We start from the raw sequence: 12,261 nt of genomic DNA on the forward strand, positions 1-12,261 counted from the left end.
TTAATACTCCATAATATATACATTTAATTGGTAGAAATTAGACCAATAACCGATATCAACGAAAATACCTTGACAAAAGTAACTGCAGTGAATATAATGATTTTTGTTAAATAAGAGGTGTTATTTTATGCGTGTTAATGTCTCTGACTTGAAACAGGCCACAGGTCACGAAAAAAAATACCGGTTGAAAAAGGAATTATCACCGCTAAAATCAAAGGACGGCACAATAGAATTTACCCAACCGGTTACGGTTTTGCTAAAGGCTGTCAACGCCGGTGCATATTTTGACCTGGCGGGGAATATAAGCACCGAAGTGAATTTGACCTGCGGGCGGTGTTTAGAACAGTATCGCTATCCCGTAGAAGCAGAGTTTAAAGAAAAATATTATTCAGTTGAAGTGGAAAGAAAGCTAGATGCAGATGATGATGAAGATGAGCATAGAGCATTTACCGGTGATAGTATTGATATTGAGCCAGAGGTGCGTAACAGTATTCAGTTGGAGCTGCCCATGCGCCGGGTTTGCCATGAGCATTGCAAAGGCTTGTGCTCCCAGTGCGGCACTAATTTAAATGAGCAGCAATGTCATTGTACAGAAGACGATATAGATCCCAGAATGGCTGTTTTACAGGAGTTATTGGAAAAGAAAAAGTAATTTAAAATTACTATATTAAAGTAATTATGATTTCAAGAGGGGGGTGTAAAACATGGGTGTACCTAAGCGCAAAAGATCTAAAGCCAGAAACAGACGTCGTAGGGCGGAGGTTATGAGAATAGAAGCCCCCAACCTAGTACGTTGTCCACAATGTCAAGAACTGGTCAGACCACACCACATGTGTTCAGAATGTGGTTACTATAAGGATAGAGTAGTAAGAGCAAATGAAGCGTAACAGAAAGACACCGTCCGGTGTCTTTTTTTTATTTATCCTTATATTTTCCGGGCTTGCATTTTTTAACATCTGCATCTATAATTAATTTTAGTACCAGGTACTAAATGAAGGTGATCTTTTGGTTAGGAAGAGCAGTGCCAGGAAAAAACGCCATAATAAGTTGGTGGAATACATAAGCAACAACCCCTTTTTAACTGACGAAGATCTGGCAGAAATACTGGGGGTCAGTGTACAAACCATTCGCCTTGATCGCAGCTACTTGGGCATTCCTGAACTCAGGGTGAGATTAAAACAGGCCGCAAGGGGCAATGCTCACAATGTGAAGTCAATGTCCTATGGGGAAGTTGTGGGCGAGCTGGTGGAAATTGAAGTGGGCAAAACCGGCAGCTCACTTTTAGCAATTAACGAAGATATGGTTTTTAAAAAGAATTTAATTGCCCGGGGGCACCATTTGTTTGCCCAGGCCAATTCCTTGGCGGTGGCAATTATAGATGCCACCACTGCGCTTACCGGCAATGCCAAGGTAACCTTTAGACAGCAGGTCTTGCTGGGTGAGCGGGTGTTAGCAAGGGCTGAAATAACCGGAAGACAGGAAAATCGATATAGGGTTACTGTTGTATCCACAGTGAAAAACAAGGTGGTTTTTGAGGGTATATTTACAATATTTGCCGTAGAAGAGGAGGCGGACTAAAGTTGAGAATAGCACTGGACGCCATGGGTGGGGACTATGCCCCCGTTGAAACAGTGAAGGGTGCCCTGCTTGCTGCGGAAGAACTTCAAGTGGAGATTATTTTGGTTGGCGATGGCCCTGTCATAGAGAATGAGTTAAAGGGAAACAGTGTTAACGGTTTAGTGAGTATTGAACATGCGCCGGAAGCAATCGGAATGGATGAAAACCCCGCATCGGCCGTTCGGAAGAAGCGCAATTCCAGCATTGTAATAGGTAATGGATTAGTTAAAAAAGGGGTTGCCGATGCGGTGGTTTCGGCCGGCAACACCGGTGCAGCCATGGCTTCATCGCTCTTTGGCCTGGGCAGGGTTAAGGGCATCGATCGACCGGCCATAGCCACTGTAATGCCCAGTGCAAAGGGACCCATGGTGCTGGTGGATGCCGGTGCTAACGTAGATTGTAAACCGCACCATTTGCAGCAATTTGCGGTGATGGGTTCGCTTTATGCAGAGAGGGTGCTGGGAATTGCTAAACCGCGGGTAGGTTTAATTAATATCGGTTCTGAGGAAGGTAAAGGTAATGAACTGACCCAGGCCGCCTATCCAATTCTAAAGGAAACCCCAAATCTTAACTTTATTGGCAATGTGGAAAGCCGAGAATTGCTGATGGGTAATTGCCAGGTTATGGTATGCGATGGCTTTGTAGGTAATGTACTTCTTAAGGCCAGTGAAGGGGTGGCCCTGGTCTTGATGGGAATGGTTAAGCAGGGTTTAGAACGGTTAGCATCTGAAGTTGATCCCCAAACTTTAGCAGCGGCAATGAAAGTAATTAAGCAACGCATGGATTACGCTGAATATGGCGGGGCACCCCTTTTGGGGGTAAATGGAGTAAGCATAGTCGGACATGGCAGTTCTAAGGCCCAGGCAATAAAAAATGCCATTCGCGTGGCTAAGGAATCGGTTGAGGGTGGCCTAGTGACAGCAATAGGTAAAAGCATCGGCATGATATCAAAGGGGGAGACATTATAGAATGGCAAGCCAACTGATCCAAGCCGGAATAATTGGTGTTGGCAGTTATGTACCTAATAAGGTGTTAACTAACAATGACCTTGAAAAAATTGTAAATACCAGTGATGAGTGGATTACAAGCCGAACAGGTATTAAAGAACGTAGGGTAGCTGAACCTGAACAGGCTGCATCGGATCTTGCCTTTGAGGCCGGCCGTAAGGCTTTAGAGCATGCCGGTCTTCCACCTGAGGAGATAGGATTAATAATTGTGGCCACCAGCACTCCGGATATGTTTTTTCCTTCCACGGCTTGTTTAGTTCAGGAAAAATTAAAATGTGTAAATGCCAGTGCCTTTGACTTGTCAGCGGCATGTACCGGCTTTATATATGCCTTAAATGTGGGCAAACAATTTATTAATACCGGCGCAGAAAAGTACGTCTTGGTAATTGGTGCTGAAGTCCTTACCCGAATAGTAAACTGGCAGGACCGCACCACCTGTGTCTTGTTCGGCGACGGGGCAGGTGCTGCGGTGTTAGGGCCGGTGCCCCAGGGAAGGGGCATTATATCGTCATATATGGCGGCTGAAGGGGCAGGGGCTTCCCTGCTGACGCTGCCGGGCTGTGGCTCAAGGATACCTTTAACCCCGCAATCAGTGGAGCAGGGCTTGCATTTCATATCCATGAAGGGCAAAGAGGTATATAAGTTTGCGGTGCGGGTGATGGAAGAAGGTACCCAAAGGGTGCTTCAACAGGCAGGTATGAAGGTGGAAGACCTTGATATGTATATCCCACACCAAGCAAACATTCGAATTATTGAGCATGCCGCTAAAAAGATTAAATTACCCATGGAAAAGGTTCTGGTAAATGTGGATAGGTATGGCAACACCAGCGCGGCTTCAGTGCCCCTGGCCCTTGATGAAGCAGTTAAACAGGGTAAAATTAAGTCCGGTGACAATGTCCTGCTAATTGGCTTTGGTGCAGGTCTTACCTGCGCCGCAGTACTGGTGCGTTGGGCTTAAAACTGAAAGGGGAGGAGGGAAAAAATGATCCACACTAAACTGTGTGACTTGCTTGATATTAAATATCCCATAATGCAAGGGGGTATGGCTTGGGTTTCCACCGCCGAACTGGCGGCTGCGGTTTCCGAGGCCGGTGGATTAGGCATCATAGGTTCCGGCCAGGCCCCACCGGAGTGGTTGGAAGAACAAATTGCAAAGGTGAAACAATATACAGATAAGCCCTTTGGGGTGAATGCAATGCTCATGTCCCCCTATGCGGATCAGGTGATGGATATTATTGCCAGGGAACGCGTACCTGTGGTGACTACCGGTGCCGGTAATCCCGGTAAGTATATACCGAAATTAAAGGAAGTAGGTACTAAAGTAATTCCGGTTATTCCTTCGGTGGCGCTGGCCCAGCGTATGGAACGTTCAGGCGTTGATGCGGTTATTGCCGAAGGCGGAGAGGCGGGCGGCCATATTGGGGAACTGGCTACCCTGCCCCTGGTACCCCAGGTGGTGGATGCGGTAAGCATTCCTGTTATTGCTGCCGGCGGTATTTTTGATGGACGTGGTTTGGTGGCGGCCCTGTCATTGGGTGCGGTGGGTGTACAGATGGGTACCCGCTTTATGTGTGCCACCGAATGCGTCATTCACGACAATGTAAAAAAATTACTGATTAAAGCTAAGGATCGTGACACCATTGTAACCGGCCGCAGTACAGGGCATCCGGTAAGAATTATTAAAAATAAACTTGCCAAAAGGTTTGACGAACTGGAGAAGTTATCTACACCCCCCGAGGAATTGGAAAAACTGGGTGTTGGCAAACTGCGGGCGGCTATGGTTGAGGGCGATGTGGAATATGGCTCGGTGATGGCCGGCCAAGTCTGTGGCATGTTGAAAAAGGTGCAGCCGGCCAAGGAAATAATTGAAGAAGTGATTAGCGGGGCTGAATTGCTGCTAGAGAGTTTGCCCCGAAGGAGGGTCAAGTAATTTTGTCAGTGGCATTTGTGTTTCCCGGCCAGGGTTCACAGTACGTGGGCATGGGTAAAGATTTATACCGGCAATATCCTGAAGTCAGGGAATTGTTTGAAGAGGCCAGCCATGTACTTAATTTTGATGTTGCAAAACTATGCTTTGAAGGCCCCAAAGAGCAGCTAAATCAAACCATGTATACCCAGCCGGTGCTACTAACAGTCAGCCTGGGGGCAGCCTTAGCACTGAATGTCAAATCCGACAAAGGCATTGCCCCTGCAGTGGCGGCGGGGCACAGTCTGGGTGAGTATTCGGCATTGGTTTATGCCGGGGCATTATCCTTTGCCGATGCGGTCCGCTTGGTTCATCTAAGGGGTAAGTATATGCAGCAAGAGGCACCCCCGGGTACCGGTGGGATGGTTGCCCTTTTAGGTTTAGACCGATTGACGGTAAACGATATTTGTGTGCGTGTTTCCGGGGCAGGCCACACCGTTGAGGCTGTAAATTACAATTGCCCGGGGCAGGTGGTTATTGCCGGCACCCAAGAGGGCCTTCAGGCGGCCGGCGATTTAGCAAAAGAGGCCGGTGCCCGCCGCTGTGTACCCTTGGCAGTCAGTGGCCCATTTCACTCCAGCCTAATGCGCCCGGCCAGTGAAAGGTTAGCCCATGATATTGAACAGGTTACTATTAAGGACTTAAATATACCGGTGGTATCCAATGTTACCGGTGATTATGTGCGCACCGCCCCACAGGTGAAAGAGGAGTTGGTGAAGCAAGTATACAGCCCGGTGCGCTGGGAGGACAGCATAGGCCGTATGCATAAAGACGGCTGTGACACCTTTATTGAGCTAGGTCCGGGTAAAGTTTTAAGTGGTTTGATAAAAAAGACCGTTAAGGGTGCACTTGTATTTAATGTGGAAGATATTGGATCGCTAGAAAAAGTCCTTGCACAACTTAAGGAGGTTGGCTAAAATGGTTCTTGATGGTAAAGTTGCCATTGTAACCGGTTCATCCCGGGGAATTGGCAGGGCAGTGGCTCTTGCATTGGCAAAGGCGGGAGCCAATGTGGTGGTGAATTATGCCGGCAGGGCAGATGCAGCCAACCAAACCGCTGCTGAAATCGAACAGCTGGGCCGTAGGGCGCTGGTTATTAAAGCCGATGTGGCCGATACAGAGCAGGTTAAGTCAATGGTAGATGAAACCCTGAAAGAACTGGGGCGCCTTGATATATTGGTGAATAACGCCGGCATCACAAGGGATAACTTAATTATGAGAATGAAAGACCAAGATTGGGATGCAGTGTTAAATACTAATTTAAAGGGAGCTTTTAACTGCTGTCGGGCTGTGGCCAGGCCCATGCTGAAATCAAAGGGCGGCCGCATTGTCAACATTAGCTCGGTGGTAGGTTTGATGGGTAATGCCGGCCAGGTAAACTATTCTGCCGCCAAGGCCGGTATCATTGGCTTGACAAAAACCCTGGCCGCTGAATTGGGCTCACGCAAGATTACGGTTAATGCCGTTGCGCCTGGTTTTATCACCACGGAAATGACCGATGGATTGCCGCCGGAGGTGAAAGAGCGGCTAATTGAACGGGTGCCCCTGGGGCGACTGGGTGCACCAGAGGAAATTGCCGATACAGTAACTTTTCTCTGTGGCCCGGCTGCGGGATACATAACCGGTCAAGTAATTGCAGTTGACGGTGGCATGACCACTGTCATGAAATAAGGTCGGAATTCACAGACTTTTGGAAGGGGGGTGAATGGTTTGTCAGATTATTTTGAAAAAATAAAAGAAATAATTGTAGACCAACTGGGTGTTGAAGCAGATCAAGTTACTCTTAATAGTGCTTTTGTGGATGATCTGGGTGCAGACTCCCTGGATATAGTTGAATTGGTGATGGCACTGGAGGAAGAGTTTGACATGCAGATTCCCGATGAGGAAGCGGAAAAAATCCGTACAGTGGGAGATGCTGTAAAGTACATTCAGGAAAATGAATAAGTTAGGAATTATACCTGTGTCAAAAGTCCCGGGGGGTGACCGCGGGACTTTTTTGGAATATTGTGGGAGGTGCAATTTTTTGAGTAAACGGGTAGTTGTTACCGGTATGGGTGTGATTTCCCCGGTGGGCACGGGGTTGGAAAAATTTTGGTCATCCTTAACCGGTGGAGTATCCGGTATTGACAGAATAACCAGATTTGACCCATCGGACTATAACACCCAAATTGCCGGTGAGGTAAAGGATTTTACAGCCACTGATTATCTTGAGAAAAAAGAAGCCCGCCGCATGGACAAGTTTTCTCAGTTTGCGGTGGCTGCAACGGGCATGGCAATAAAGGACGCCAATATGGACTTTGAGAAAATAAAAAAGGACCGCGTGGGGGTTATTATCGGTTCGGGTATCGGGGGAATGGAAACACTTTGGGATCAGGCCCAGGTGCTGCAAAATAAGGGTCCTGGCAGAATAAGTCCCTTTTTAGTGCCCATGATGATTGCCAATATGGGTGCCGGCCAGGTGGCTATCACCTACGGTTTGCAGGGTCCCAATATCACCGCCATTACTGCTTGTGCCTCCAGTAATAACGCCATAGGGGATGCCTTCAAGTTGCTACAAAGGGGCGGTGCTGACGCGGTGATTACCGGCGGAACGGAAGCCCCCATTACAGCTTTAAGTGTTGCCGGTTTTTGTGCAATGAAGGCCATGAGCACCCGCAATGATGAGCCACAAAAGGCCAGCAGGCCCTTTGACAGTGAACGGGACGGTTTTGTGATGGGCGAAGGGGCCGGCATACTGGTTTTGGAAACCTTGGAGCATGCCAAGGCCAGAGGGGCCAGAATTTACGCTGAGATAGTGGGGTATGGCAGTACCTGTGATGCCTACCATATAACTGCACCTGACCCCAAGGGTGAAGGGGCGGCAAGGGCGATGAAAATGGCACTGGAAGACGGTAATATCAGTATCGACGAAGTTGATTACATCAATGCCCATGGCACTTCAACGCCACTGAACGATAGGCTGGAAACCATGGCCATTAAAAGTGTATTTGGTGAACGGGCCGGCAAAATTGCCATAAGTTCCACTAAGTCCATGACCGGCCACCTATTGGGTGCAGCAGGGGGAGTGGAGGCGGTGGCTTGCGTATTGTCCATAGTTCATGGTATTATTCCGCCCACCATTAATTATGAACACCCTGACCCGGATTGTGACCTTGATTACGTACCCAATAAAGCCAGAAAGCGGGAAGTAAATGTTGCTCTTTCTAATAACCTAGGATTTGGGGGCCACAACGTCACCATTGCTTTTAAAAAATATCAGGAATAAAAGTCAGGTGATTTAATGCACAAAACCAGCATGTATATTGCAAAACTGCAGCGACGGCTGGGTATATCTTGGACAGATCCTGCATTGTTGTACCAGGCCCTAACCCATAGCTCTTGTGCCCATGAAAATAGGCATTTGGCGCTAACCCACAACCAGCGCCTGGAGTTTTTAGGTGATGCTGTTTTGGAACTGGTTATTAGTGAGTACCTTTATAATACTTACCCTAAACGCAGTGAAGGGGAATTAACTAAACTACGGGCGGCGGTTGTGTGTGAGCCCTCCTTGGCTAAGGTGGCCAAAGAACTAAATTTAGGGCAATGTTTGCGGATGGGCCGTGGGGAAGAACGTTCCGGCGGCAGGGAGCGTCCCAGTATACTGGCTGATGCCTTTGAAGCCCTACTGGGGGCTGTGTACCTGGATAAGGGTTTGGAAGTTGTACGCCAAATTATACTGAAAGAAATGGCGGTAATAATAAAAGATGTAACCGAAGGCAGGTTAGAGCGGGATTTTAAAACAGAACTACAAGAATATTTACAACAATATTCACCGGATCCGGTAAATTACGTTATAATTAAGGAAGAAGGCCCAGATCATGATAAGATCTTTACTGCTGCAGTGATATATCGTGGTAAAGAAATTGGCCAAGGCGTGGGACATTCTAAAAAAGAAGCAGAGCAGCGGGCAGCTAAAGAGGCACTGGGAAGTATAACTTTAAATAAACCTAAGCCCAGGGGTAGTCGTCGCAGGGATAGGAAAAATATAAGCCGTAAGTAAAGGGCGCCCGGTTACGGGCGCCTCTAAATTGTTAAGGACAGACAAAGGGGTTTAAAAGGTGCTTAAACGACTTGAAATACAGGGTTTTAAATCCTTTGCTGAAAAAGTACATATAGATTTCAAACCCGGCTTAACAGTTATTGTGGGGCCCAATGGCAGTGGAAAGAGTAATATTACCGATGCAATTAATTGGGCATTGGGGGAACATCGGGCCAGTGCTTTACGGGGTACAAGGATGGAAGAAGTTATTTTTGCCGGCAGTGATAGGCTAAAGGCAGTGGGTATGGGTGAAGTGTCTGTCACCTTGGACAACAAAAAGGGTATTTTTGCCTTGGACTATTCCGAAGTGACCATTACCCGGAGAATTTTTCGTTCCGGTGAAAGTCAGTTTTTTATTAATAAAGTACCCTGCCGTTTAAAGGATATTCATAGCCTGTTAATGGACACCGGCATCGGTAAAGGTGCCTATGCCATTATTGGCCAGGGCAAGGTGGAGGAAATCTTGCACAGTAAGGCAGAGGAAAGGCGGACAATAATTGAAGAGGCAGCGGGGATAGTAAAATACCGTCATCGTAAGGAGGAAGCCCTTGCCAAGCTGGCAAAAACCCAACAGGACTTGGTGCGGTTATCTGACATCATATCCGAATTGTCTGACCGTTTAGCACCTTTAAAAGAAGAGGCAGAGAAGGCAAAGCTGTGGCGCCGGTACGTGGGTGAGCGCCGCCGGCTGGAATTGGGTTTGCTGGCCGGAGAACTGGAAGCTGTGGAAATAAAACTTTCCCAAATTGAACAGCAGCTAAGGCAGGCTGGGGATAATAATGCCGTCGGCGGTCAAACCCAGCAAGATATTTTGCAATTGGAGCAGCAAATAAAAGCCAAGAAGGAGCAATATGAACAGTATCGCAATGAATATGCCGGCATTAGGTCCGAGATCCAACGAACAGAGAGTTTCCTTGACTTTCTAAAGGAAAGGATGACCGGCGGCAGGCAGGATTATCAGCGCTTGCTGCAGAAAAAGGCTATAGCTGAGGAGCGGCTGTACCGCCTGGCCCAAGAGGATAAAGAGGAACATCAGCGGCTGCAGCAACTAACTGTTTCGGTGCAGCCCAGCGAACGGCAATTAATGGACATTAGCAGCCAATTAAAGAGATTAACTGACGGAGTTAGGGAAAAGGAAGTGGCCATAGAAAAGGGCAAGGCCAAGCTAATTGAATTGATGAACGCCTCTGCCCAGGGAAAGGCGCAGCTGCAGCGGGCAGAAGAACGTAAAATTGCTGCCGAGAGAAGGCTTTCTCATTTGCGCCGGGTTATTGGCGAGGCCAGGGAGGAACAGTTACAAACCAAGGATGAACTAAATAATTTCCAAAGGGAAATTGCTGAACTAAATGACAAAATAAAATCAAATGAACAAAAGCTGTCTGCCCAAGAAAAAGAACGCCAGGTAATAAAAGAACTGCTCCACAGTGAGCAGGAAAAAATTCGCCACTGTAAAGAAGAGTTATCCCGTTGGCAGTCAAAGTTACATATGCTGGTGGAATCCCAAAGGTCATACCTGGGTTACCAAAGGGGGGTCAGGGAGCTCTTACTGGCCCTGAAGGCCGGAAAGGTGCAGTTACATGGAATTTGCGGTACCGTGGCTGAATTAATACAGGTGCCCCACCATTTAGAATTGGCGGTGGAAACGGTTTTGGGGGGAGCGCTACAGCAACTGGTTACCAATACCGATGTGGATGCACGCAAGGTGATTGAGTATTTAAAGGCAAATAAACTTGGAAGAGTTACCTTTTTGCCCTTAAATACCTTAAGGCCGCAAAAGAGGCATCCCCTGGAGAAGCAGGCATTGGCCATGCCCGGGGTGATGGGGGTGGCTGCTGATTTAATAGAATATCAACCCCAATATGGCATAGTGGCGGAATTTTTGTTGGGCAAGGTGCTGGTGGTAGAAAATATTGACTTTGCACTGAAGGTGGCTAAGGCAAGTGACCAGCGCTTACGGCTGGTGACCCTGGAAGGGGAATACTTGCACCCAGGGGGTTCACTTACCGGCGGCAGTCCGCCGGCGCAAAACCGGGGCCTATTAAAAAATCGCAGGGAAAAGCGGGAATGTGAACTGCGGGTGCAGCAATTACAAAGACAGTTAACTGAATATGCTGCTGAAGAGGACAAGTTAACAAATACTTTAAAACAGCTTGAAGAGAGCATTGACCTTTTGCGGGACCGGGTGATGACACAAAAAATTTCACTGGCCGGCAAAACACAGCAGTTAGTTCAGCTGCGGGAAAGGCTGAACCGTACCAAGGCCCAAAGCCAAGACAGCGACTATGAAATAAATAACCTGGAAATGGAAATAGCTAACCAAGATGAGGCCCAGCAAAGGGCTGCCCATTTGGTGGCGGTGTCAGAGGGAGAACTTACAAAAGTCCAGGCTGAAATACTTACTCACCAAGAGCAATTAAAAGATATAAAAGAAAAAATTCAGAGCTTAGAAAAACAATTTACCTCCACAAAGGTAACCTTGGCAGAAGTCAAGCAAGAGCAGGAAGGAATTAAAAAATTATTATCAAGACTAGATGCTGAAAAAGAGCAGTGCCGCAATGAAATCAATTCTTTAAACAAAGAAAGCGAACAAATAAAGCGCAAGAGCGAACAGTTGGAGCAGGACCTTGAGCAAAAAAACAAACAGTTAAGGCAACATAAAGAGCAGGAGGGGCATTTAAGCACTATTTTAAGCAAGACCGAAAATGAGATACAGCAGTTGACAGAGCAGTTGGAAGCCCTGCGGCGGCAGCTGCAAGTTGAGGAAGAACAATTGCGCAAACAGCAGCAAATGGTGCATAACTTACAGCTTCAGCAGGCACGTTTGGAGACTGAACGCCGGGGCCTGTTGGACAGATTGGAGCAGGATTATAACATCCATCAGCCGGAACAGTTAAAGCCCACTGACAATATGCGCCGGTGTAAGGCCCGAATTCTTGAATTGCGCAATTTGATAGAAGAAATGGGGCAAGTAAATCCGGTGGCAGAGGATGAGTACAAGCAATTGCAAGGGCGTCATAATTATTTACTTCACCAGCAGCAGGATATAGAACAGAGCAAACAGTCACTGCAGCAGCTGATTGAAGAAATGGATACTTTAATGGCGCAAAAGTTTACCGGTGCCTTTAAGAAAATTGAAAGGGAATTTGGACTGGTTTTCAAAGAACTTTTTGGGGGCGGTTACGCAAGCATCCGCATGGTGGGAGATGATCCCCTCACGGCAGGTATTGAAATAGTGGCCCAACCGCCGGGAAAAAAGATGCAAAATATCGGTTTATTATCGGGCGGTGAAAGGTCTTTAACTGCCATAGCCCTGTTATTTGCCATTTTAAAAATCAGCCCCAGCCCCTTTTGCATACTGGATGAAATTGAAGCAGCCTTGGACGAGGCAAATGTTGATCGCTTTGCTGATTATTTACTTAAACTAAGTGAAACCATCCAGTTTGTGGTGGTCAGTCACCGCAAGGGCACCATGGAGCGGGCAGAAATTCTGTATGGGGTGACTATGGATAACCGGGGAACCTCAAAAATATTTTCCATTGAAATGTCAAGGGCAGAATCTGCCGCTTCTCAGCTGGAAGAGGCAACATAAAAGG

12 protein-coding genes are annotated in these 12,261 nt (G+C 47.4%); all 12 read left to right on the forward strand.

From position 1 onward, the window contains the following. Nucleotides 1–127: 127 nt before the first annotated feature. The 12 genes from BR02_RS0106250 (at nt 128) to smc (ending at nt 12,257) form a co-directional block, all read left to right on the forward strand. Nucleotides 128–652: a YceD family protein gene (locus tag BR02_RS0106250; protein ID WP_031515289.1), complete on the forward strand. Its 525-nt coding sequence runs from the start codon at nt 128–130 to the stop codon at nt 650–652. 52 nt (nt 653–704) lie between these two features. Continuing rightward, the gene (rpmF, locus tag BR02_RS15060; RefSeq protein WP_084170954.1) at nt 705–887 is read left to right on the forward strand and encodes a 50S ribosomal protein L32; all 183 of its coding nucleotides are present in this window, start codon (nt 705–707) and stop codon (nt 885–887) included. A 118-nt stretch (nt 888–1,005) separates the two neighbouring features. Beyond that, nucleotides 1,006–1,578, forward strand: a complete 573-nt coding sequence (gene fapR / locus BR02_RS0106255) for a transcription factor FapR (RefSeq protein ID WP_031515291.1) — start codon at nt 1,006–1,008, stop codon at nt 1,576–1,578. Between the two features lie 2 nt (nt 1,579–1,580). Beyond that, nucleotides 1,581–2,585 carry a phosphate acyltransferase PlsX gene (plsX, locus tag BR02_RS0106260; RefSeq protein ID WP_031515293.1) on the forward strand — a complete coding sequence of 335 codons (1,005 nt, stop codon included), beginning with the start codon at nt 1,581–1,583 and terminating at the stop codon, nt 2,583–2,585. Between the two features lies 1 nt (nt 2,586). After that, nucleotides 2,587–3,582 carry a beta-ketoacyl-ACP synthase III gene (locus tag BR02_RS0106265; RefSeq protein WP_031515299.1) on the forward strand — a complete coding sequence of 332 codons (996 nt, stop codon included), beginning with the start codon at nt 2,587–2,589 and terminating at the stop codon, nt 3,580–3,582. A gap of 24 nt (nt 3,583–3,606) precedes the next feature. Further along, the gene (fabK, locus tag BR02_RS0106270; RefSeq protein ID WP_031515301.1) at nt 3,607–4,554 is read left to right on the forward strand and encodes an enoyl-[acyl-carrier-protein] reductase FabK; all 948 of its coding nucleotides are present in this window, start codon (nt 3,607–3,609) and stop codon (nt 4,552–4,554) included. 8 nt (nt 4,555–4,562) lie between these two features. Next, on the forward strand, nt 4,563–5,507 hold the full coding sequence (fabD, locus tag BR02_RS0106275; protein WP_337999128.1) for an ACP S-malonyltransferase: 945 nt from the start codon (nt 4,563–4,565) through the stop codon (nt 5,505–5,507). Nucleotide 5,508: 1 nt separating this feature from the next. Further along, entirely contained in the window at nt 5,509–6,261 is a 753-nt protein-coding gene (gene fabG, locus BR02_RS0106280) for a 3-oxoacyl-[acyl-carrier-protein] reductase (RefSeq protein ID WP_031515305.1), read from the forward strand. Nucleotides 6,262–6,300: 39 nt separating this feature from the next. Next, on the forward strand, nt 6,301–6,534 hold the full coding sequence (acpP, locus tag BR02_RS0106285) for an acyl carrier protein (RefSeq protein WP_031515307.1): 234 nt from the start codon (nt 6,301–6,303) through the stop codon (nt 6,532–6,534). 79 nt (nt 6,535–6,613) lie between these two features. Beyond that, complete coding sequence (fabF, locus tag BR02_RS0106290; protein ID WP_031515309.1) at nt 6,614–7,855, forward strand: beta-ketoacyl-ACP synthase II; 1,242 nt, start codon at nt 6,614–6,616, stop codon at nt 7,853–7,855. Nucleotides 7,856–7,870: 15 nt separating this feature from the next. Beyond that, the gene (gene rnc / locus BR02_RS0106295; RefSeq protein WP_051688158.1) at nt 7,871–8,629 is read left to right on the forward strand and encodes a ribonuclease III; all 759 of its coding nucleotides are present in this window, start codon (nt 7,871–7,873) and stop codon (nt 8,627–8,629) included. A gap of 58 nt (nt 8,630–8,687) precedes the next feature. Beyond that, nucleotides 8,688–12,257, forward strand: coding sequence for a chromosome segregation protein SMC (gene smc, locus BR02_RS0106300; RefSeq protein ID WP_034638961.1), 3,570 nt, complete (start codon nt 8,688–8,690; stop codon nt 12,255–12,257). The last annotated feature ends 4 nt before the right edge of the window (nt 12,258–12,261 follow it).

The sequence above is a fragment of the Desulfofalx alkaliphila DSM 12257 genome (assembly GCF_000711975.1).
In the GTDB taxonomy this organism is placed as follows: domain Bacteria; phylum Bacillota; class Desulfotomaculia; order Desulfotomaculales; family Desulfohalotomaculaceae; genus Desulfofalx; species Desulfofalx alkaliphila.

What these genes read in the sequence shown, in the direction of transcription:
- BR02_RS0106250 (WP_031515289.1), top strand. Translation starts at nt 128, where the DNA reads ATGCGTGTTAATGTCTCTGACTTGAAACAGGCCACAGGTCACGAAAAA.
- rpmF (WP_084170954.1), top strand. Translation starts at nt 705, where the DNA reads ATGGGTGTACCTAAGCGCAAAAGATCTAAAGCCAGAAACAGACGTCGT.
- BR02_RS0106265 (WP_031515299.1), top strand. Translation starts at nt 2,587, where the DNA reads ATGGCAAGCCAACTGATCCAAGCCGGAATAATTGGTGTTGGCAGTTAT.
- fabK (WP_031515301.1), top strand. Translation starts at nt 3,607, where the DNA reads ATGATCCACACTAAACTGTGTGACTTGCTTGATATTAAATATCCCATA.
- fabG (WP_031515305.1), top strand. Translation starts at nt 5,509, where the DNA reads ATGGTTCTTGATGGTAAAGTTGCCATTGTAACCGGTTCATCCCGGGGA.
- rnc (WP_051688158.1), top strand. Translation starts at nt 7,871, where the DNA reads ATGCACAAAACCAGCATGTATATTGCAAAACTGCAGCGACGGCTGGGT.